Annotated in this window: 21 protein-coding genes, 3 tRNA genes and 2 pseudogenes; 14 read left to right on the top strand and 12 right to left on the bottom strand. The window is 39.3% G+C overall.

Annotated features, from left to right (window positions below; translation table 11 throughout):
- Positions 1 to 21 precede the first annotated feature (21 nt).
- From F2A31_RS10940 to F2A31_RS10910, 7 genes are all read right to left on the bottom strand, one after another.
- Positions 22 to 411: a PaaI family thioesterase gene (locus F2A31_RS10940; RefSeq protein WP_150026405.1), complete on the bottom strand. Its 390-nt coding sequence runs from the start codon at positions 409 to 411 to the stop codon at positions 22 to 24.
- A 38-nt stretch (positions 412 to 449) separates the two neighbouring features.
- Entirely contained in the window at positions 450 to 986 is a 537-nt protein-coding gene (locus F2A31_RS10935; protein WP_150026404.1) for a DUF3237 domain-containing protein, read from the bottom strand.
- A gap of 57 nt (positions 987 to 1,043) precedes the next feature.
- Positions 1,044 to 2,294: an OprD family porin gene (locus tag F2A31_RS10930; RefSeq protein ID WP_215899251.1), complete on the bottom strand. Its 1,251-nt coding sequence runs from the start codon at positions 2,292 to 2,294 to the stop codon at positions 1,044 to 1,046.
- A gap of 82 nt (positions 2,295 to 2,376) precedes the next feature.
- A complete protein-coding gene (locus tag F2A31_RS10925) occupies positions 2,377 to 3,516 on the bottom strand; it encodes an acyl-CoA dehydrogenase family protein (protein WP_150026403.1) in 1,140 nt (379 codons plus the stop codon).
- A gap of 75 nt (positions 3,517 to 3,591) precedes the next feature.
- Positions 3,592 to 5,478 (bottom strand): feruloyl-CoA synthase, encoded by a 1,887-nt coding sequence (locus F2A31_RS10920; RefSeq protein WP_171490593.1) that lies wholly within the window; start codon positions 5,476 to 5,478, stop codon positions 3,592 to 3,594.
- 83 nt (positions 5,479 to 5,561) lie between these two features.
- Positions 5,562 to 7,013 (bottom strand): aldehyde dehydrogenase, encoded by a 1,452-nt coding sequence (locus F2A31_RS10915; protein ID WP_150026401.1) that lies wholly within the window; start codon positions 7,011 to 7,013, stop codon positions 5,562 to 5,564.
- A 38-nt stretch (positions 7,014 to 7,051) separates the two neighbouring features.
- Positions 7,052 to 7,891, bottom strand: a complete 840-nt coding sequence (locus tag F2A31_RS10910; protein WP_171490592.1) for a p-hydroxycinnamoyl CoA hydratase/lyase — start codon at positions 7,889 to 7,891, stop codon at positions 7,052 to 7,054.
- Between the two features lie 260 nt (positions 7,892 to 8,151).
- On the opposite strand from F2A31_RS10910, the pseudogene mhpT reads away from it, so the two are divergent.
- The 5 genes and pseudogenes from mhpT (at position 8,152) to F2A31_RS10885 (ending at position 11,813) form a co-directional block, all read left to right on the top strand.
- A pseudogene (gene mhpT / locus F2A31_RS10905) lies at positions 8,152 to 9,385 on the top strand (3-(3-hydroxy-phenyl)propionate transporter MhpT).
- Between the two features lie 70 nt (positions 9,386 to 9,455).
- Entirely contained in the window at positions 9,456 to 9,911 is a 456-nt protein-coding gene (locus tag F2A31_RS10900) for a MarR family winged helix-turn-helix transcriptional regulator (protein WP_150026399.1), read from the top strand.
- Positions 9,912 to 10,059: 148 nt separating this feature from the next.
- Positions 10,060 to 10,473: a J517_1871 family lipoprotein gene (locus tag F2A31_RS10895; RefSeq protein WP_171490667.1), complete on the top strand. Its 414-nt coding sequence runs from the start codon at positions 10,060 to 10,062 to the stop codon at positions 10,471 to 10,473.
- A gap of 70 nt (positions 10,474 to 10,543) precedes the next feature.
- The gene (locus F2A31_RS10890; RefSeq protein WP_150026398.1) at positions 10,544 to 11,161 is read left to right on the top strand and encodes a MarC family protein; all 618 of its coding nucleotides are present in this window, start codon (positions 10,544 to 10,546) and stop codon (positions 11,159 to 11,161) included.
- Between the two features lie 135 nt (positions 11,162 to 11,296).
- Positions 11,297 to 11,813: pseudogene (locus F2A31_RS10885) on the top strand (acyl-CoA thioesterase).
- A gap of 123 nt (positions 11,814 to 11,936) precedes the next feature.
- On the opposite strand, the gene F2A31_RS10880 reads toward F2A31_RS10885, so the two are convergent.
- Positions 11,937 to 12,125 (bottom strand): hypothetical protein, encoded by a 189-nt coding sequence (locus tag F2A31_RS10880; protein ID WP_150026397.1) that lies wholly within the window; start codon positions 12,123 to 12,125, stop codon positions 11,937 to 11,939.
- 576 nt (positions 12,126 to 12,701) lie between these two features.
- Between F2A31_RS10880 and F2A31_RS10875 the strand changes: the two genes are divergently transcribed.
- The 4 genes from F2A31_RS10875 to F2A31_RS10860 all read left to right on the top strand — a co-directional run bounded on the left by F2A31_RS10875 (position 12,702) and on the right by F2A31_RS10860 (position 15,456).
- A complete protein-coding gene (locus tag F2A31_RS10875) occupies positions 12,702 to 13,718 on the top strand; it encodes a CobW family GTP-binding protein (protein WP_150026396.1) in 1,017 nt (338 codons plus the stop codon).
- Between the two features lie 60 nt (positions 13,719 to 13,778).
- Entirely contained in the window at positions 13,779 to 14,309 is a 531-nt protein-coding gene (locus F2A31_RS10870) for a YaeQ family protein (protein WP_150026395.1), read from the top strand.
- A gap of 35 nt (positions 14,310 to 14,344) precedes the next feature.
- Positions 14,345 to 14,686 (top strand): FKBP-type peptidyl-prolyl cis-trans isomerase, encoded by a 342-nt coding sequence (locus tag F2A31_RS10865; protein WP_150026394.1) that lies wholly within the window; start codon positions 14,345 to 14,347, stop codon positions 14,684 to 14,686.
- 374 nt (positions 14,687 to 15,060) lie between these two features.
- Positions 15,061 to 15,456 carry a hypothetical protein gene (locus F2A31_RS10860; protein ID WP_150026393.1) on the top strand — a complete coding sequence of 132 codons (396 nt, stop codon included), beginning with the start codon at positions 15,061 to 15,063 and terminating at the stop codon, positions 15,454 to 15,456.
- 66 nt (positions 15,457 to 15,522) lie between these two features.
- On the opposite strand, the gene F2A31_RS10855 is transcribed toward F2A31_RS10860, so the two are convergent.
- Positions 15,523 to 15,608, bottom strand: a tRNA-Leu gene (locus F2A31_RS10855).
- A 198-nt stretch (positions 15,609 to 15,806) separates the two neighbouring features.
- Between F2A31_RS10855 and F2A31_RS10850 the strand changes: the two genes are divergently transcribed.
- Positions 15,807 to 17,567 (top strand): alkaline phosphatase D family protein, encoded by a 1,761-nt coding sequence (locus F2A31_RS10850; RefSeq protein WP_150026392.1) that lies wholly within the window; start codon positions 15,807 to 15,809, stop codon positions 17,565 to 17,567.
- A gap of 119 nt (positions 17,568 to 17,686) precedes the next feature.
- Here the strand turns inward: F2A31_RS10850 and F2A31_RS10845 are convergent.
- Positions 17,687 to 17,772: transfer RNA gene (locus tag F2A31_RS10845), tRNA-Leu, on the bottom strand.
- An 8-nt stretch (positions 17,773 to 17,780) separates the two neighbouring features.
- A tRNA-Cys gene (locus tag F2A31_RS10840) sits at positions 17,781 to 17,854 on the bottom strand.
- A 152-nt stretch (positions 17,855 to 18,006) separates the two neighbouring features.
- On the opposite strand from F2A31_RS10840, the gene folD reads away from it, so the two are divergent.
- The 3 genes from folD to F2A31_RS10825 all read left to right on the top strand — a co-directional run bounded on the left by folD (position 18,007) and on the right by F2A31_RS10825 (position 20,018).
- Positions 18,007 to 18,855, top strand: coding sequence for a bifunctional methylenetetrahydrofolate dehydrogenase/methenyltetrahydrofolate cyclohydrolase FolD (gene folD, locus F2A31_RS10835; protein WP_125501931.1), 849 nt, complete (start codon positions 18,007 to 18,009; stop codon positions 18,853 to 18,855).
- A gap of 50 nt (positions 18,856 to 18,905) precedes the next feature.
- A complete protein-coding gene (locus F2A31_RS10830) occupies positions 18,906 to 19,574 on the top strand; it encodes a class I SAM-dependent methyltransferase (RefSeq protein WP_150026391.1) in 669 nt (222 codons plus the stop codon).
- A gap of 159 nt (positions 19,575 to 19,733) precedes the next feature.
- Entirely contained in the window at positions 19,734 to 20,018 is a 285-nt protein-coding gene (locus F2A31_RS10825) for a GNAT family N-acetyltransferase (protein WP_150026390.1), read from the top strand.
- A 55-nt stretch (positions 20,019 to 20,073) separates the two neighbouring features.
- On the opposite strand, the gene F2A31_RS10820 is transcribed toward F2A31_RS10825, so the two are convergent.
- On the bottom strand, positions 20,074 to 20,496 hold the full coding sequence (locus F2A31_RS10820; protein WP_150026389.1) for a hypothetical protein: 423 nt from the start codon (positions 20,494 to 20,496) through the stop codon (positions 20,074 to 20,076).
- A gap of 287 nt (positions 20,497 to 20,783) precedes the next feature.
- On the opposite strand from F2A31_RS10820, the gene glpK reads away from it, so the two are divergent.
- Complete coding sequence (gene glpK, locus F2A31_RS10815; protein ID WP_150026388.1) at positions 20,784 to 22,298, top strand: glycerol kinase GlpK; 1,515 nt, start codon at positions 20,784 to 20,786, stop codon at positions 22,296 to 22,298.
- Positions 22,299 to 22,303 lie beyond the last annotated feature (5 nt).

Here is a 22,303-nt window from a genome sequence, read left to right as displayed (position 1 = left end):
TTATTGAATGAATGCTCGAGATTAGTCTAAAACCAGAAAATTCGCTGTGCTTCGAGCAATCATTTTGTTGTTTTGCCAGGCTTCACTTTCGAGATTCAGCACAGTTTTGCCTTGTTTAATGAATCGGCATTTGGTAATGATTCTGCCTACAGCACAGGGTCTTAAAAAATCCATGGTCAAGTTAATAGTTGTGGCGGGTTTATGATCATTGGCGAAATATGCAAAAAGTCCCATCACGTCGTCGAGCATGGCGCAGATCATGCCACCTTCAACGGTGCCGCGTGGATTGGTAAAGCTTTCTAGCGCCGTGTAGTGGATGGTGAGTTCAGTGTTTTTTTCATTCCAATGGATATTATGTCCACCCAAATGGTGATGGATGGGTGGTAAGTGTTCTAAAGTTTTCTGATCCATAATGAAGGGTCCATCCTTTGTAAGTGTTATAAAAATTATTATTTCAGCGTATAGGCATCATAAATAACCGCTTTACCCAAGCGCATTGCACTACCTACTGCAACGGTTTGATTAAGCCATGCATATTTAGGTGAGCTGGTTTCAAACTGCATGGTAATTTTGAAATAATAGTTTTTCGGGTCGACATCTTTGCCTTGAGCAAGCTGTTTTAGCGTTTCTGCCGAGCCGTGTCGATAACCTTTGGTTTGAAGATAAATGAGTGCACCGTCGTCGGTTTCTAATAAATATCGTGTATCAATAATTGCCAGTCCTTTGCCATCAACAATTTGCCAATCTGCACCATTATTTAAAATGCGGCCCTTAAGTGATTTCCCTTCGAATGTCCCACCTGTAATGGGAATAATTCGGCGTTTGCCTGCGTCAGTGGTTGTACCTAATTCCCAAACAGGGGCATTTAGATCAACACTAAATTTTGCCAAAGGCTCAAGGTGAATAGGTGGGGGACTATATTGCGTTTCGGCGTGAGTCAGGCCAATGAGACTAATTCCGCAGAGTAATGTTGCAACTTTCTTCATGATGAATTTTCCTAAATAAAAAGAGGTTCTATTTGTGATAGAACCCTTTGTTGTGAATTATTTAAATTTCCATGTGTAGTCAATGTTGATACGGGTTTCATTTACAGGTTTGATATTGGCAGTAGAAAGCATGTTGTTGTCATACATTGCATAACGCGCCCGCACTCCCAAATTTTTTAACCAGCCACTCTGAACGGTGTAGCCTAAATCAAAGTCTGTTTCGCGCTCTTTTAGATTGGTTCCACCTAAGTTGGGTGCATAAATATTACGACCTGTGGTGTAACGGGTCATGAAACGTAAACCTGGTACATAATCTTTAAAGTCATATTCATAACGGAAGCTATAGGCTTTTTCTTTTGGATTTAAAAACTCGCCCGGCCATGTATCAATGAGTAGCCCGGTTTCACCTCCAGTCAAATATGGAAATGCGGTATCGCCGTGATGCTGAAAGGTTCCAAAAATAAATTTGTGGTTTTGATGTTTAAGTTCGAAATGTGCATGATAAAGATCATTATCGACTAAACCTGCTTTTGCTTGTCCATCATCGCGACTGCGGTAATAGCGTAATTGTGAACTAAGATTGGTGGCATCATTAATTTGATATTGATGTAAGGCTCCGAACATAACTTGGTTATAAAGATCATCAACGTCCATGTAAAAAGCAGTCAGCTTAATTGTAGGGTGCAATTGATAATCACCACCTGCATAAAATAATTGATCTGTTTCAGCACTTTTAAATCGTCCATTTACCCCTGAAATTTTCATTTTTTCATGATTAGTGGAATCACGATGGTTGACGCGATTAATGTAAGCTGCTTGTAAGTCAAAATCTTGAAGGTCTTTGGATTCAATTGAGAGACCACGGTAGGTCTGTGGCAATAAACGGGCAGGTGAAGCAACTAGAACAGGGTTCATCGGTCTTAAGGTACCAACTTTAAGTTCAGTTTGGCTCATTTTAGCTTTTGCTGTGACACCAATTTGTCCGTAAGAGTCAGCAGGTTCATTGGTGACCGTATTTCTAAGTAAATTGCCTGTACCTGCATGTTCGGCATCGGCATCGAGTTTAAAGCCTGCTGTTGCAAGAATATCTAGCCCAAAACCAATGGTTCCCTCGGTGTAGCCCGAGTTTGCTTTGAGAATAAATCCTTGTGTCCAATCTTTTGCGGCAGGATATTTTGACTCTTCTTGATAGTCACGATCGAAATAAAAATTTCGTGTGGTCAGTTCTACTGTACTGTTATCAATGAAGTTACCTGCATAGACTGAACTTGTGAGCATTAAGGTGGAGTAGATCCATAATTTTGACATGGTATTTCTTCCTGAAAATAGTATTGTTGTTTTTCAACAGGGCTGGGTTGTTCTGTTTGCCTTGTTTCGTTTTTAAATCGAATTATTTTCCAAGTAGTTCTCGGGCGACGATTTCCTTCATGATTTCGTTGGTTCCTCCATAAATTTTTTGTACCCGTGCATCCACAAAAAAGCGTGAAATCGGATATTCCTGCATGTAACCGTAGCCGCCAAAAAGCTGAAGTAATTGATCAATCACTTCACATTGGACATCAGTGATAAAGCATTTTAGTGCGGCAACTTGGGTCACGCTTAACTGGTGTTGTTGATACAGCGCTGCACATTGATCTACAAAAGCTTGAGCGGCTTTTACTTTAATTTGCGCGTTTGCGAGTACAAACCGTGTGTTTTGCATTTGGCTTAAAGGTTGTCCGAAAGCTTTACGCTCTAATACATAGTCTTTAGTCAGTTCGATGGCACCTAAAATTGACCCCAAAGCCATCATGGAAATACTTAAACGTTCGCGTGGTAACTCTTGCATTAAATAAGCAAAGCCTTGTCCTTCTTCACCCAAACGTTGAGTTGTAGGTACACAAACATCATCAAAAAACAGTTCGGCTGTATCTTGGGCATGGAGTCCAATTTTTTGTAAAGAGCGGCCTTTTTTAACACCTTCTAAAGAGGCATCGACTAATAAAATTGAAATGCCTTTTGCTTTCGCTTGAGGGGCAGTTTTAGCCACCAAAACAATTAGGTCAGCATGCAAACCATTTGAAATAAACGTTTTTGAACCATTCACACGATATTGGTCATTTTCTAAAATGGCTTGAGTGCGTATAGCCTGTAAGTCTGAACCCGCATTGGCTTCTGTCATGGCAATTGCAGTGACGACTTCACCTGTCACCATTTTGGGTAGCCAATAACGTTTTTGTTCTTCAGTTCCAATATTTTGCAGATAAGGAGAGACCAGCTCATTTTGCCCGCCAATGGCAACTGCCAAAGATGCAAAGCCTGCTTGAGCAGTTTCTTGAACCAGCATGAGAGAGTAATGAACAGGAGCGCCGTAACCACCATATTCCTCGGGTACATCGACGCATAAAAAGCCATTTTCCCCAAGACAAAGCCATAGATCACGTGGGATAAGGCCATCGTGTTCCCATTGTTCATAATAAGGAGCAACCTGTTCTTTTAAGAATCTGCGGTAGCTATCCCGAAAGAGTTCAAATTCTGTATCGTGTGGCATGTTGAACCTTTTTTTAGGCAAAAGTGAGGCTAAGGCCCAAACCGAAGTTTGAGCTTCCTTTTTTATTTCAATTGCTTATTGCTTTAAGGTGGGTACCCGAATAATCAGCGGGTTTTCGGCCTGTTTTTGATAAAGTTCGTCAATTAAAGCAGCACGACGTTTTGTAATATTGCTTTGATTGAGGTTACCTTTATCGGTTACTTCGCCTGCATCGAGTTGAGGTGGCTCAGTCATTAAATAAAGCATGGAGACGGTATTTGAACTGCCAGTCGCATCTTTATTAAAAGTTGTTAAAAATTGGCGGAACCATTGTTGGACTTTCGGATGCCGTAGTATCTCGGTTGAAGAATGTTCGCCCAGTTTCAGACCTGCATATTGGGCACATGCTTCTAATTTCGGAAAAATCAGAAAACCAACAGCATTCAGGTTTGATCCTGTAATGCAAACATCTTGAACCAATAAATTACCTTGAATCAGTACTTTGTTGCGTAGTGTACCCACATTGACGAAAGTACCCGTATTGAGTTTGAAGTCTTCGGCAATTCGTCCGTCGTACATCAGTCCTTTAGTCGGATCATTAACATCGACTAAACGAACCGCATCACCTGTATGGAAAAAGCCTTCCTCATCAAATACAGTGCTTTGCTGGTCTGCTTTTAAGCGCCAATAGCCTTTCATGACGTGTTTGCCACGAACACAGAACTCAAGTTTGTCACCACATGGCACTAGCTTAATTTCGCATCCCGGAGCAGGGTAGCCAATAAAGCCAGCCATCACGCGTGGACCAGTGGTAAAAGCACAAGATGGTGCAGTTTCAGTCATACCCAATCCACTCATAATGCGGATTTTTTCTCCGCAATGATGCTGAGCAATTTTATCGAGTCTGTTCCAGCCCGCTTCTGAAAGCGCTGCACCTGCAAAGAATAAAATTTTAACTTTGGCAAAAAAGCGATTTCTTAATTCTTCATCTTTTTCTAATGCTTCGGTGAGTTCTTCCCAACCTTTTGGCACATTTAAGTAAACGGTAGGAGAAATTTCTTTGAGATTACGGATGGTTTCGTCAAATTTTCCGGCAATGGGTTTGCCATCATCAATGTAAATGGTACCGCCGTTATAAAGTGCGATACCGACATTGTGACTGCCGCCAAAGGTGTGGTGCCAAGACAGCCAGTCGAGTAGGACCGGTGGCGTTTCTTCAAACTCAGGAAAAGTCTGCAATAACATTTGCTGATTCACACACAACATTAAATGCGTGGTCGGTACAGCTTTAGGGAGTTTGGTTGAACCCGAGGTAAATAGAAATTTGGCAATCTGGTTTTCATCAAGCGTCTGATAAAACTCTTGAACATTTGAAACAGGCGTATCTAATAGTGACTGAAAAGATGTGCAGATCTGATCGCCGATAATTCCTTTATTGGTCACTACTTCAATGTCAGGTGTAATACAGGCCTGAATGGCTTTGCCAAAGGCTTGACCATCACAAGCATAGACCATGCCTGGGGTAAGTACTTCAAACACATGTTTAAGTTTACCAAAATCTTGCGAGACTAGAGAGTAGGCGGGGGAAATAGCCGAGAAAGGCACACCTGCTAGCATGGCGCCCATTGAGAGTGTCAAATGTTCGAGATCATTGCCACTTAAAATGACCAGCGGTCTTTCTTGGCTTAAATCACGATCATGTAAAGCCTGAGCAATGTGCCATGCACGCTGTAAAACTTCTGCATAACTTAGTTTGACCCATTCACCTTGAGCATTGCGTTTTGCAGCAAAAATATGGTCAGGTTTGGTTTGTGCAAAATGAATTAACCGATCTGTCAGTTTCTGTGGATACGGTTTTAATTGCTCTTTTGGGCTAATATAGAGCATGTCATCTTTATGGTGATAATGAATATCATGTCGCCCTAATTTTACGAACCGTTCGCGGTCTTGTGATTGAGTGGCATTCATCTGCATTTCTTTCACTCCATGGAAAGCGCATCACTGCGCTTTATTTTTTGCATCATGCAATTTTTATTTAATATGTTTTTGTGTCCGCATTAGCCTGATTAGATTGGATAATGACGTGATTGAGTTTGAATCGTAATCCAGCGTAAATCGGTAAATTCAGCAATAGACGCTTTACTACCAAATCGTCCGTAACCACTTGATTTTGTTCCTCCAAATGGCATTTGTGCTTCGTCATGTACGGTTGCACCGTTAATGTGACAAATACCCGAATCAATTTGTTTGGCCACGTCTAATGCTTGTGAAATATTCTGGCTAAACACTGCCGAAGAAAGACCATACTCGCTGTCATTTGCCAATGCTACTCCTTCTTCAATGCTTGAAAAGCGCTGAACTGTGCAAACAGGACCAAATGATTCTTCACGGTAAAGCAGCATGTCAGGCTTAATATTGAGTACCAATGTCGGTTGCATGGTGGTGTCTTCAATGTTAATGCCTAAAGGTAAGTCAGCCCCTTTGTTTTGGGCATCTTCCAACAAATGCTGAATACGGTTTGCAGCACGGCGACTTTCTAAAACACCCAGCACATTGTCTTTTGATGTTGGATGACCTGCTTGAATAGAGCGGGTTTTCTCGATCAATTTTTCAATAAATTGGTCGGCAATATCGTCTTGAACCAAAACACGTTCAGTCGACATACAGATTTGCCCTTGATTAAAGAATGCGCCAAAAGCAACAGCATTTACGGCTTCATTAATGTCTGCGTCATTTAAAACCACGGCAGGGGCCTTACCACCCAATTCAAGTAAAACAGGTTTTAAATATTTAGCCGCAGTCTCGGCAATAATTTTTCCGACTTTGGTTGAACCGGTAAAATTAATGCGCTTCACCGCTGGATGAGACACTAAACGCTCCACAATTTGTGGTGCATCTTCGGCGGCATGCGTAATCACATTCACGACACCTTCACCCAAACCTGCTTCATGTAACACTTCACCAATCAAACGTTGGGTTGCTGGACAAGCCTCCGATGCTTTTAATACAACTGTATTACCACAAGCCAGCGGCATGGCAAGCGCACGAGTTGCCAAAATGACTGGGGCGTTCCATGGTGCAATGCCAACAATGACACCGCAAGGCACCCGCACACCCATCGCAAGATTGCCCGGCACATCGGACGGAATCAGGCTTCCGTCCATTTGTGTGGTCATGGCTGCTGCTTCACGTAACATATTGGCAGCAATATGAACGTTAAACCCATACCATGTGGCAGTTGAACCTGTTTCTTGCATTCCAGTTTGAATGAATTGCTCAGTTTTCTGATCCATTAAATCAGCTGCTTTTAACAAGCGTAAACGGCGTTCGGTCGGCGAGAGTTTCGACCAGACCTTAAACGCTTTTTGTGCCGAATCGATTGCACGATCAACATCTTCCAAAGTTGCAGCAGCGGCTTTGCTCGCTACTGATCCATCAATGGGACTGATACGCTCAAAAGTTGCTTGATCTGATGCATCAACAGATTGACCGTGAATAAGTAACTGTACATTTTGCATGGGTTGTGTCCTTACATTGCCATTAGAAAAATCAAGAGTTAACCAGTACGCTTGTAACTTTGTAAACCAGGTTTAATTGATTTTTCATCTAAAAATTGTTTCAGACCTTGTTGACGACCATTTTCGGTATCGCGGTGGATACATTGATCTAGCTTGGCATATAAGTAATCTTCATTTTGATCCCATGTCAGTTCACGGCAGCGTTTAAAGCCATTTTTAGCAGTACGAAGAACTACAGGGTTTTTCTCAAGTAAACAATTTGCAAGTTCTGTTACTTCAGCTTTTAGCTGTGCCAAAGGTACACTTTTGTTGACTAATCCCATAGTTTCTGCTTCTTTGCCACTAAAGGTTTTACCTGTCATGATGTAGTACAAAGATGCTCGATGGCCTACGGTATCCGCCATTGCTTTACTGACAAGGTTACCCGGTGGGATACCCCAGTTGATTTCAGATAAACCAAAGGTTGCTTCGTCAGCTGCAATTGCAAGGTCGCACGCTACTAATGGTGAGAACCCACCTCCAAAGCACCAGCCGTTAACCATGGCAATGGTTGGTTTTGAATACATACGAAGAAGTTGCCACTGCCAGCGACATGAGTCACGGCGGATACGTTCTTGAAAAATCTCTGGTTGAGTGTCAACTTCACGGAAATATTCCTTCAAGTCCATACCGGCTGTCCAAGAGTCTCCAGCACCTGTGAGTACTACGACTTTAGCATCTTGATCAAGCTCGAGAGCCTCAAGCACATCAATCATTTCACGGTTAAGTGTTGGACTCATGGCATTCTTTTTTTCTGGGCGATTAAACGTAACCCATGCGATTCCATTTTCAATATTAACTTCTACGGTTTCCCAGCGATTTTCATATGTCATGGTCATACTCCTTGAAATGACATTAGCGTGTTCTGTGATTTAATTTAATATCAGTTAAACTTACATTCAAGTCTTTTTTAATATTTTGATGATATATTTTTTAATGTTATGAATTTTATAATAATTTTGATTTTTTACTATTTTTAATTGAAACAAATTAAAAAATATATTGCATTTTTGATAAGTTTAACTGATATTTTTAGGGTGTTTAATAAACAATACACAAAAAGGCTGAATGGATAGATTGGTCGAAAAAGGACAAGGTAATGGAAAAAGTATTTGGACAATCGGGCAGTGCAAAAATCACCTTACTGCTCTGTTTTGCAATCGCAATTTTTGAAGGTTTTGATCTTCAATCGATGGGTGTTGCTGCACCACGTATGCGTGCGGAATTTATGTTAGACAATGCTCAAATGGCTTGGGCATTTAGTGCTGCAATTCTTGGAACACTTCCAGGTGCAATTTTGGGTGGTCGATTAGCAGATATTGTAGGTAGAAAAAAAATTCTGATCTTAAGCATTTTATTATTTGGAATTATGTCGTTACTCACAGCTTTTGCGGCTGATTATAATTTACTATTGCTGATTCGCTTTTTAACTGGTTTGGGGATGGGCGGTGCGTTACCTATTATGATTACCATGGCATCTGAGGCTGTGTCAGATCAATATAAGGGAACAGCAGTCAGTGTGATGTATAGTGGTATTCCTTTTGGAGGGTTACTCACTTCAATTGTAGCCATGTTATTGGCAGGGGATAGTGAATGGCGGCATATTTTTTATATTGGGGGAATTGCTCCCATTCTATTGATTCCTTTGATTATTAAGTATTTACCAGAATCAAGTGATTACTTAAAGCGAAAAACACAACATCAAACCACTATTCCATTTTTTGAGGTACTATTTGCAAAAGAACGTCGTATGTCTACGATTCAGATATGGATTAGTTTCTTTTGTACACTGGTTGTATTGTACTTCTTACTGAATTGGTTGCCATTGTTGATGGGCGCCCAAGGTCTGTCAAAGTTCGAAGCCAATTATGTTCAAATGGGTTATAACATCGGCGGAATTTTTGGATCGATCTTAATGGGCATGATGCTCGATAAGCTACGTATGAGCTTTGTGATTAAATTAATTTATACTGGCATTTTACTGTCATTATGCTGTTTATCTATTTCTCCAACAGTTGCTTTACTTGTCCTTTCAGCAGTGGGATGTGGTCTATTCATTGTCGGGTGGACAGTCTGCTTTATATGGTCTAGCTGCGATGTATTATCCAACTGAAATGCGTGGTACTGGGGTTGGCTCAGCAGTTGCGATTGGTCGAATAGGTTCGTTTGCAGGACCTTTGATGGCAGGTTTTCTATTATCACTTGGTCAAAGTTCAACGATCGTGATTGGTGCAAGTATCCCTGTTATTCTTATTGCCGCGATTTCTGCTTTGTTACTTGTCAAGAAGCCTAAACAGCCTGTACATTTAGCACAAAGCACGAGTGCTCAGTAAGTTGCGATTTTAATAAAGTATGAGGCTTTGGCTTCATACTTTTTCTATTTTTTATGATGAATTATGAGTTATGGCACGTTCAAATACAGCTCCAACAACAATTCAAGATCAACCTAGATTAAGCTATATGATCGCCCGTGTTGATCGTATTATTAGTAAACATTTAACAGAGCAATTAAAACCATTGGACATTAGTCTGCCACAGTTTACAGCATTATCTGTGTTGGCATCTAAGCGTAATTTATCTAATGCTAAGCTTGCTGAACGTTCCTTCATTAAACCCCAATCGGCAAATAAAATTCTTCAGGATTTATTTAGTAATGGATGGATTGAAAAAACGCCAGATCCGACTCATGGGCGTCGTATTTTGGTGACACTGACGGATCAGGGGCTAAATAAGTTACATGAGTGCAATATTGTGGTTGAAAAAATCGAAGAGCAAATGCTGCAAGGTATTGATATAAACTTAGCTTATTTGATTCGAAATAACTTAGAACAGATGGTAAGTAATTTAAAAAATGGATGAATAAACAACTTATGATTTGAGTAACTTTAAAACTGCATTGCAAGAACAGTTACACATCCCATACCCGGTGTATACATACCCTACAATTTATACCGCTTTCGGCTATGGGAAAATAATTGTAATTGTTTGCTTTTTTATTATTTGGGTGTTGGTTGTGAAGTATATTTTTTTATCAAGTATTTTGTTTTTTGGACTTGTCGGCTGTACTTCGATTACGACAATGTCATCTGAGCAATTTAATCAACTTAGCACGACACAACTTCCATTTTCTGGCAATTGGTCAGGGCAAGTCGGAGAAGCATCCACTGTTTTGCATTTAAATCGTCAAGGTCATGGCAAACTTTGTATAGATAATAGCAAAGAAGTTATGTCGTACCGAGTGAAGTTAGTGAATGATGTACTTTATAGTGATCAGGGACTAAAGTTTAATGTGAAAGAAATCAAAGCCTCTCAGGCTACGTTGCATATGCGTATGTTGGGTTTAGGTGTAACATTTGAATTAAATAAAGATGATGCATTAAAAAATGCGACATCAAACTGTAAGACATTTATAAGTGCTTAAACCCTTAAATTTCAATTTGTCTATTTAAACCTAAAACCATTTAACCTTTGCTGCCAATAAAGAGTTATCTATGTTTTCTGCACACGTTCATGCATTTGCTTTATTTTTCTCATTGCTAAATCCTTTCTTGATGAGTGTCTATATGGTGGGGATGATTCGCAATACAGATGCTAAAGTTTTTAATAAGGCTCTGATTCAAGGGAGTTTTATTGCCTTAGCCGTTTTTATTCTGTTTGCGTGGGGCGGGGAAAGTATTTTTAGCCGTTATTTGAATGTACGTTTTGAGTCATTCCAGATTTTTGGTGGACTGATTTTCTTGGTTATTGGTTACCGTTATGTGTTCCAAGGTGCAGAAACAATAGGTGAAATGCGTGGGGCGCCTGAACATCTTGCTGGAACCATTGCGATGCCATTTATGATTGGTCCTGGAACCATTAGTGCTGCGGTGGTTACAGGGGTTACTGTACCTTTCATCAGCGCGGTTGCTGTGATTACACTCACCTTATTCCTCACATGTAGTATTTTGATTATAATGAAATATGGGCATGATCATTTACGATATAAACATGCCAAATACATAGACCGCTATTTTGATATTGTTGGTCGTTTATCTGCATTGCTGATTGGTACGATCGCAGTAGATATGATTGTTAATGGCGTTACAGGTCTTATTCAATCAACACAATAAAATATAGATAATTGAAACATCGATTTTACGGATTAAATTGAGAGACTAAATCAATGAAGTTTAGTCTCTCTTTCTACTATTTATGGCGCATAATAGATAATAAGAAATAAAGCTTTAATTAGTGAGTCTTTGTCTATGTGTCCATCGGATCAAATGAATCAAATCCCTGATGATCAATCAGAACTCACGATGTCAGTACTGATGACGCCTGACATGGCAAATTTTTCAGGTAATGTGCATGGTGGCGCAATTCTAAAATTGTTAGATCAAGTTGCGTATGCTTGTGCAAGTCGTTATTCAGGAAGCTATGTTGTTACATTATCAGTAGATAAAGTTAATTTTAAAAGAACCTATTTATGTTGGTGAGCTGGTCACATTTTTAGCCAGTATCAATCATGTTGGTCGTACCTCTATGGAGGTTGGTATTCGTGTAGAAGCACAAAATATTCAAAATCGTACGATTCGACATACCAATACCTGTTATTTCACAATGGTAGCAGTCGATGAAGAGCGTAAACCGAAGCAGGTTCCGCCTTTAAACTTAAATACGGATTGGAAACGTTGTCGTTTTGAAGCCGCAGAACAACGTAAAGAAATACGTTTACAAGAAGTTCATCAACCATCATGCAGTATTTTTAAATCTTCTTCTTAAGTCACAAGCATAAAAAAGATCGAACCGCAGCATGGTTCGATCTTTTTTTATTTATTATGAAATAGGGTCAAATCATAATAAACCGATTTAAAAGTAGAGGTAACTTTTAAAATCTATAGAATATTAGTTTGCAACTGGTGCTGATGCTGGAGCAGCTTCGCTGGTTGCATCAGTAGCTGGTTGTTCTTGAGTAGAAACAACAACACGCTCGTCAGTTTGAGCTTCAGTTTGCACTTCATCAGCAGTTGCAGCAAAAGTTGTAGCCGCAGCAAGTGTAAGTGTAGTTGCAAGAACAGTTTTGATAAGTTTCATTGTTGGCATCCTTAATTTCAGTTTCATTAAAAAACAACCTAATTTGTAGATCTGCCACAAATCTAGGTATGTGCTCCATGCTATGTGCCAAAGTTCATTGCGGCAATGCCCTTAACAATCTATTACGCTGATCTTAACAATTTGCAATGATAAAAGCCTTTATGTACAGGAACTGTAAATCCCGAGCAAATAATTCGGGATTAAAATGTATGGAAATATGTTTTTTTGGATAAAATTTAAACTGATTCTTTACGTAGATTAAACATTACAAGCGAGTTAATAAAATTAGCTTAATTGAATAATTCATTTATATTTGTATTTTAAATAAGAATAATAGATTGTTAATGTGATTTATATCACTTTATCACTTTATCACTTTATCACTTTATCACTTTATCACTTTATCACTTTATCACTTTATCACTTTATCACTTTATCACTTTATCACTTTATCACTTTATCACTTTATCACTTATAAATGAGTTTTTGTCTAAATTTTAATAATTATAAGGTAGAAATTTAATTTCTACATTTTCCCCATTACAATGCTTTCAGTTTTTTATTCTTGAGTATGTCGTGAAAATTATTGCTCGCAAAGCAGTTCCAACTCATATTATTTCTGGTTTTTTAGGAGCTGGTAAGACCACGCTATTACAGCATTTATTGACCCAAAAGCCGAAAAATGAAGTTTGGGCGATCCTCATGAATGAGTTTGGGCAAATTGGCGTGGATCAACAACTGATTACGCAGCAGGCGGGTTATGCTGTCAAGGAATTATTAGGGGGCTGTTTATGTTGTAGCAGTCAGTTGCCTATGCAGATTGCGTTATCCCGTTTACTAAGTGAAAGTAAACCAGATCGGCTATTTATTGAACCAACAGGATTAGGGCATCCAGCACAACTTTTGGAACAACTGACGGAGCAACATTGGCACAGTAGCTTGGATATGCGAGCATTGGTAGTTGTGGTTGATGGTAGTCGTCTGCATGATAAATCATGGGTGCAACAGCATCTCTATACTGACCAATTAAAGGCTGCACAAGTCGTTGTGCTTTCACACAAAGATTGTATGAAAGATGATGATCAGCAAGCCTATATTCAATTAAAACAAGAATATCAAACTTATGTGCAGTCCTGGATTGAAGCTGAAAATGGGCAAGTTTCACTTTTACAGCTTGATTTACCTTTAGTGCCAGTGCAACGAAAAATTCAGCCTTTACTGCATCAACAAATGACTCAAAAAAATGAGGGTGAGATGCAAGAAATCAAACAGCTCCCTTATCATTATGTTGAAACAGCTCAAGGTTATACCGTAGCAGGGTGGAAGCTGCCGAAACGCTGGCAATTCAAGTTTTATGATGTGTTAGATCTATTATGTACACAACAGGATTGGATTCGAATCAAGGCAATTTTTTATACCGATCAGGGCTGGAAAAGTTTTAATTTTAATCCTGAGCAATTCAATTATAAATCTACAGAAGAAAGTATTGATAATCGAATCGAAGTAATTATTCAGGATTCAGTTCAACATGATTGGTTATTATTTGAAACGCAGTTGTTGGCTTGTCGCGTAGATGGCTTAGAATCAATATGAATCTCCGCATTTGTTGAGCAAAATAGAGTATGCTTAGCGCCAAATTTGAGGACATGATTCATGGCGCTAAAAGCAACGATATATAAGGCAGATCTTAATATTGCCAATATGGATGATCACATTTACGCGGATTATCAACTAACACTTGCTCAACATCCTTCAGAAACCATCGAACGTTTAATGGTTCGTATTTTGGCTTATGCTCGTTATGCTGATGAGGAATTAGAATTTACCAAAGATCTATTTGAAACAGATGAGCCTGCTTTATGGCAGAAGGACTTAACGGGTTTATTAGAAAAATGGATTGAAGTAGGTTGTCCTTCTGAAGATAAAGTCAAAAAGGCAAGTGCACGATGCAAACGTGTTGCGGTTGTTACCTATGGAAGCCAAGCGCAAGATTGGTGGCAAAAAAACACTAAAATCAAAACATTGACGAATGTTGAGGTTTGGCAATTAGCACCAGAAACCAGTGAAGCTTTAGAGAAATTGTGCGAGCGAACGATGCAATTGCAACTCAATATTATGGATGGAGAGTGGACATTGTTAAGTGACAAAGGTCAAGTCGACATTCAGTGGCAACAATTGCAATAATTTTCGATAGTATTAATGTCGTTTGGAGAGATGAAATGAGTGCAGAGTTACAGATTATTGATCTGAAAGTTGGTGAAGGTAAAGAAGCCGTCAAGGGGGCATTGATTACCACGCACTATACAGGATGGTTGGAAGATGGAACACAATTCGATTCCTCACTTGATCGTGGAAATTACTTTGAAACAGTAATTGGCACTGGGCGTGTAATCAAAGGTTGGGATCAAGGCATTATGGGAATGCGTGTCGGTGGTAAGCGTAAATTGATTGTGCCTGCACATCTAGCTTATGGTGAGCGCAAGATAGGAAAAATTATTCCAGCAAATTCCAATCTAATTTTTGAAATTGAGCTTTTTGATGTGAAAACACGCGACGAATAGTTTGTCTGTAAGTATATAATCATCATGTGATTTAGGTCGATCTTGATGCTAAATCACATTAAAAATCATAAAGATAATTTTATAAATTTAGTCATAATCGTATCATCATAAATCGTTTGATTTTAAATAACTTTTCTTTTATCTGATTTTTATCCTAGCCTAAGAAAAAAAGATTGATTCTATAAAATTGGCTATATATCTTTGAGATTAAAGAGCAAATTTTAAAATGATAATGACTTGCCAAATAATGAGTTAGGATCTTTCTAAAATTGCTCATAAAGTTGCGGTCAGAGGGGGGATAAACTCTGAAGGCGACTTAAATTATAAAAATGCTGTACTAAGTAATAAAAAATTTTGAATGGGTAGAACAATATATGAATGATTATTTGGATATGACTGCATCTGAATTATTGAGAGAATTACATCACTTCTTCTTGATTGATACTTATGATGGTGCTGAAACAGGTTTTTGGGTGAATGAAAAAGCTTTTGTTGACAAACACTATTGGTTGGATGGTGAGCATAAAGTCGAAATTGTGAGAGAACAAAGTGCAAGCCATTTACATGCTCCACATAGTTATCGAATTACCTTATTGAATCAGGATGAGGGTGATGTTGTTTTATTAAACTATGATGGGGTAAACAAAAAGGTACTTACTTTTCGGCGCGGTGAGTGGGTAAATCGCATGTATAAATATTTTTATCAAAAAGAACGCCATTATTTACAGCAGCTTGCTGAGCATCCCAATTTTCAAGTGATTGATTATTAAATTTTAGGCATAAAAAAACCAGCTTAGGCTGGAATTTTTTAGCACCAAACTTCACTTATTGAAGAATGGTGCCCGAGGCCAGACTCGAACTGGCACGCTTTGTGGGCGGGGGATTTTAAATCCCCTGTGTCTACCGATTTCACCACTCGGGCATGTGCGCAATAATAGAGGACACTTTAAAACTTGGCAAGTGCAAAACTGATTGTTTGCTTTCTTTTCAATCAATTCATGTGTTTATCGGATAAAACTAAGCTGATTTTCATCATTTATTCATCAAATTGAGATCAAAGCTTCATATCAAAGACTTATTTTTAGCTATTTGTAGTGATAAAAACTAAGGTAGCTATCCAATGACAGCAAAAATTTCACGACGGGAACTGATTCAAAAAAGTTTATTTGGTTTTGGGGCTTTATCTTTATCTGCCAGTTTTACAGGATGTAATAATAGTTCAGATAAAGAAACCCATGTGCTGAAAGTCAGTTTTGATCATGGTGTTGCAAGTGGGGATCCATTACATGACCGTGTCATTTTATGGACTCGATTAACACCGAATGATGCGAGCGCACGTTTACAAGTGACTTGGCAGATTGCATTAGATCGACAGTTTAAACAAATCATCAAGAGCGATAAAGTGATCACTACAGCATATGATGACTTTACGGTAAAAGTTGATGCGGCGGGTTTGAAAGCGGACCAAAGTTATTTTTATCGCTTTATTTTTGGCGACAAGATTTCTCCTGTTGGGCAAACCAAGACTTTAGCTGTAAATACCTCAAAAGTAAGTTTTGCAGTGTGTTCTTGTTCTAACTATCCAGCAGGTTATTTCTATGTTTATCGTGAGATAGCAAAGCAAAACGTCGATGTGGTTATTCATCTTGGTGATTATATTTATGAATATGGTGCAGGTGGCTATGCTTATGAGAATGCTGCTGAATTAGGACGAACTTTGGCAGATGATAATAATCAGGAAATTATCAAATTAGATGATTATCGCAAACGTTATGCTTTATATCGTCAAGATCCAGACCTACAAGCAGCACATCAACGTCATCCATTCATCGTGGTTTGGGATGACCATGAGTTAGCGAATGATACATGGAAAGATGGTGCAGAGAATCATCAAGAAAATGAAGGTTCATTCTTAGAACGTAAATTGGCAGCCTTACAAGCCTATTTTGAATGGATGCCAATTCGTCCAATTGATGGTCAACAGGTTAAAATTTATCGACAGTTTGATTTTGGTCATTTAGTACAACTGACGATGTTGGATACGCGTATTATTGCGCGTGATGAACAGTTGGATTATGCAAATTACATTACAGCTTCGGGCTTGGATGTTGCAAAATTTCAAGCTGATCTAATTGATCGTACTCGTACTTTAATGGGATATGATCAGCGAGATTGGTTGCTTGGAAAACTACAGCAATCTACAGCAACATGGAATGTATTAGGCCAACAGATTTTAATGAGTAAAATGCTGATTCCAGCTGAGTTGTTACTTTCATTGGCCGAGATTACTTCTGGTCAGCCAAGCATGGATACATTAGTAAAGATGCAAACGCAGATCAAAGAATTAGTCACGTTAAAAATGCGTTTAAAACAAGGTGATCCAAGCCTTACTGTACAAGAGAAAGCACGTGTCCTTACCGTTGCTCCTTATAATTTAGATGCATGGGATGGTTATTTTGCTGAGCGGGAAATGCTGTATGGTACTTTGGCACAATTAAAAAAGAAAATTGTTGTGTTAGCAGGGGATACGCACAATGCATGGTCGTCTAATTTATATAGTCAAGATGGCGCTTTTGTTGGTGTTGAACTGGCCACTAGTTCTGTATCTTCACCAGGTATGGAAAAGTATCTCAATATTCCGACGGATCAATTACAACAATTTGAATCAGCGTTTACGACTTTAATCGATGAGTTGAACTACTGTAATTTAAACCAGCGTGGTTATTTGATGGTTGAGTTTGATGAAGCAAAAGTTCACTCAGAATGGATTTTCGTTGATTCAATTAAAAAAACGGAATATCAACTTGATACTGCTAGACAATATCGGTTGGATCTAGATGTGGACTTGTTGCCGATTGCACCGAAACAGCAAGTCGCATAATGAATGGAATCGAAAAGCCAAGTCATTGTACTTGGCTTTTTTTGATTTAATAAATTTCAGGCATAAAAAAACCAGCTTACGCTGGAATTTTTTAGCACCAAACCTCACTTACTGAAGAATGGTGCCCGAGGCCAGACTCGAACTGGCACGCTTTGTGGGCGGGGGATTTTAAATCCCCTGTGTCTACCGATTTCACCACTCGGGCTTTACCAATGGAGGCGGAGGTCGGAATCGAACCGGCGTACACGGAGTTGCAGTCCGCTGCATGACCACTCTGCCACCCCGCCATCTCTTGGTGATGCACATATTAGCAATCTTTAGAAAAAAAACAATAGTGTTTATAGCGAATATGCACATAAAAACAACATCTAAAAGAATATTGGCTAAATTATCATGTATTATTTACGCTATTGATTGATACCCACTTTGGAGATGCGCTGTGGCATTGGTTTTAGACGGTCGTGCATTGGCAACACAAATCGAAGCTGATTTGTTAGTACGTGTAGAAGCATTAAAAGCAAAATCGGGACGTACCCCAATCTTAGCAACAATCTTGGTTGGTGATGATGGTGCATCTGCAACTTATGTACGTATGAAAGGTAATGCGTGCCGCCGTGTTGGAATGGATTCACTTAAAGTAGAGCTTCCAAAAGAAACCACTACAGAACAATTATTAGCTGAAATTGAAAAATTAAATGCAAATCCTGATGTGCACGGTATTTTGCTTCAACATCCTGTTCCAGAACAAATTGATGAAAGAGCATGTTTCGATGCAATTTCATTGGAAAAAGATGTCGACGGCGTAACCTGTTTAGGTTTTGGTCGTATGGCGATGGGTGAGTCTGCTTATGGTTCAGCAACGCCAGCAGGTATCATGACCATTTTGCAAGAAAACAAGATTGAAATCGCGGGTAAACATGCGGTTGTTGTTGGTCGTTCAGCGATTTTAGGTAAACCAATGGCAATGATGCTATTACAAGCCAATGCTACCGTGACCATTTGTCATTCACGTACTCAAAACCTTCCAGAGTTAGTGAAACAAGCGGACATTATTGTGGGGGCAGTTGGTAAAGCTGAATTGATTCAAAAAGACTGGATTAAACAAGGCGCGGTTGTGGTTGATGCTGGTTTCCATCCACGTGATGGTGGTGGTGTGGGGGATATTCAATTGGTGGGTATTGAAGATGTTGCTTCAGCATACACACCAGTACCAGGTGGTGTGGGGCCGATGACGATTACCACGTTGATTCGCCAAACAGTAGAAGCTGCTGAGAAGGCTTTAGGTTAATATTTTGACCCCTCTAATATAGAGGGGTTTTTTTCAAGAATTAAAGAACGATGAGCTGTACATTTCAATTTGCGAAAGCGCCTGAGCAATTGCTAAAAGCACTACATGAAGTTATTCCAAATACTGATTTATTGGTTCAACAACTGCCAGAAACTCCAATTTCCTTATGGTTGATTCCACCTGTATTTCCTACTGATCGCTTAGACGATGAGGTTATTCGACGAATTTGGAATGAGACACCGTATTGGATCTTTTGCTGGGCTTCAGGGTTGGCGATGGCGCAATGGTTACTTGCTGAACCGCATCATGTAAAAGATAAGGTGGTATTGGATTTTGGTGCTGGCTCAGGTGTAGTTGCAATTGCAGCGAAAATGGCGGGTGCAAAACGTGTCATTTGCTGTGACATTGATCAAGTGAGCTTAGCGTCATGTCGTGAAAATGCATTACTGAATAATGTCGAACTTGAATATTTAGATGATCTGTATAAATCTGAAAAAGTCGATGTCTTGCTTGCAGCTGATGTTCTTTACGATCAGTGTAATCGCTTCTTTTTGGATGAGTTTTTAAAGTTCGCACCTGAAGTCTGGGTTGCGGACAGCCGAGTGAAAAATTTTAGCCATCCTCACTATATTAAGTTGGATGAGCGGAGCGCAACAACATGGCCTGACTTAGATGAGGCCAAAGAATTTAGAAATGTGAGTTTTTATCGAACTAAGTAACTAGCTTCAATTGATTTTCTTCTTCAAAAATTAATTGTCATCATTTGCTTTAAAAAATATCAAAACTCAACACAATCCTATGATATCGCATGTTAAAACATAAAGTGGTTCATCTCTTTAGATGACATCAAATAAAACGAAATAGAAAAGGAGAGCGGTATGGGAATTCAGCAAACAGATGATAGTAAGCACGGAGTTTTTAAACTATTTGATGGTGATGTAATTGCTGGTGAAATGGCTTATACATGGGCGGGTGAAGAAATGCTTATTATTGACCATACCGATGTGAATGAGAATTTCCGAGGACAAGGTGTTGGTCGTCAACTCCTTGATGCATTAGTTGAGTTTGTGCGTCAGCGTCAGGTCAAAGTTATTCCGCTATGTCCTTTTGCAAAATCTGTATTTGATAAAGATCCATCTATTTGTGATGTTCTAAAAGTATAAATGAAAATGGATGTAGTCATCTGTGAACTGCCTACATCCATTTTTATCGGTGGAATTATGAACAAGTGTAGCGAACAACAGTTAGCGTTGTTGGTTTAGCTTCAAGCGCCTGACGAGTTGCATAACCTTCAGTATTATTAAAATCAGGTGAGTTTGATAGACCAAAAGTTGCGCGACTGTTTCCTAGTTGGACACCATATTGTTCTTGCTTGGTTGGATTCATGATTTCGTTGGTACTCAGGATGTTGAGTTTGTAATTTTTTTCTACGCCGAGAACTTGTTTGCAAGCATGCTGAAGTTTCTTTTCATCTACATTGGCGTTGCCACGGGCAGAAAGTGTATATGCAATAGTAGCGGAAGTTGCTGTTTTATCTTCAATTTGATAACCCTTTTCACCATTATATTGATGTGAGGTGCTTTGACATGCAGCAATTAAAAGTGTACCGCTTACAATAAAAAATAAATTAATTTTTTTCATTTCAATCGTCCTGTTATTTCTGGTTTTAGTATCGCATAAAATGATTTTTGAATTGTTAGGAATCTTTAAAAGTTCTGCGTTTCGTCAATTTTATATTCAAATTTAAAGAAAGAATTTTCGTTTACGAACAATTTTGCATATAATCTGCCGAGTTTTTAATTTAATGCAAAAGTCATTGCTTTATTGCGATATTGCTACCCGTTTTTCGGGCGTTTAATTTATTGCTCAAATAGGAGCTGTTGATGTCCAACAAATCCTAAAATAAGGCAGGTCTGGTTAGGTATGTCATGATCTCTACAGATAGTCAAAAAAAATATGTTGTTGCATTTGACCAAGGTACAACGAGTTCACGTGCAATCGTATTGGATCACGATGCGAATGTCATCACTATTGCTCAGCGTGAGTTTACGCAAATTTACCCACAACCAGGTTGGGTTGAGCATGATCCTATGGAAATCTGGGCGACTCAAAGCGCAGTTTGGGTTGAAGCCTTAGCACAAGCGAGCATTTCTAGTGATGAAATTGCCGCGATCGGGATTACCAACCAACGTGAAACTACGGTCATTTGGGATAAAAAAACAGGTAAGCCGATCTATAATGCGATTGTATGGCAAAGCCGACAAAGCAATGAAATTTGCAATCAACTACGTCAGGATGGTTGGCAAGATTATGTGCGAAAAGTAACAGGACTAGTTATTGATCCTTATTTTTCGGCCACTAAAATCAAGTGGATTCTTGATCGTGTTGAAGGTAGTCGTGAGCGTGCAGAACGTGGAGAGCTTTTATTCGGTACGATCGATACATGGTTAATTTGGAAATTAACCAATGGTCAAGTACATGTCACAGACTATACCAATGCCTCTCGTACGATGTTATTCAACATTGAAACTTTGCAGTGGGATGGCAAGCTTCTTGAAGCTTTAGATATTCCTAAGGCAATGTTGCCTGAAGTGCGTAGTTCTTCTGAGGTGTATGGCTATACGCATACCATTAGTGGTCAGGAAATTGGTATTCCAATTGCAGGTATTGCAGGTGATCAACAAGCTGCATTGTTTGGGCAGATGTGTGTTGAAGTTGGTCAAGCCAAAAATACCTATGGGACAGGTTGTTTCTTACTCATGAACACTGGTGAGCGTATGGTTCAATCAGATCATGGCTTGTTGACGACGATCGCTTGTGGTGCAAAAGGTGAAGTGAACTATGCGCTAGAGGGAGCTGTTTTTAATGGCGGTTCTTGTGTGCAGTGGTTACGTGATGAGTTAAAAGCGATTAATGATTCACATGACTCTGAGTATTATGCAACCAAAGTTAAAGATAGTAACGGGGTATATGTGGTACCCGCATTTACTGGATTGGGTGCACCGTACTGGGATCCAACTGCTCGTGGTGCAATTTTGGGCATTACTCGTGGTGTGAGTATTGAACATATCATCCGTGCAACTTTAGAATCTATTGCGTATCAGACGCGTGATGTTTTGGATGCAATGCAACAAGATTCGGGTGAGAAATTACGAACCTTACGTGTAGATGGTGGGGTCACTGCAAATAACTTCTTAATGCAGTTCCAGGCAGATATTTTATCCACCTCTGTAGAGCGTCCTGCGATGAAAGAAACTACAGGAATGGGCGCAGCATTTTTAGCGGGTCTTGCTGTCGGTTTTTGGTCGGATTTAAACGAGTTAAAGCGTAGAATGACGATTGAAAATACTTTCACGCCAGCATGTACACAGGAAGAAACTGAAAAACTCTACACTGGCTGGCTAAAAGCTGTAGGTCGTACCCGTGATTGGGCTGAGGATTAAGCACA

This window comes from Acinetobacter suaedae (genome assembly GCF_008630915.1).
GTDB classification, from domain to species: Bacteria; Pseudomonadota; Gammaproteobacteria; order Pseudomonadales; family Moraxellaceae; genus Acinetobacter; species Acinetobacter suaedae.
Note: the sequence above shows the minus strand (reverse complement) of the source record. Positions and strands in the feature narration are given on the sequence as shown.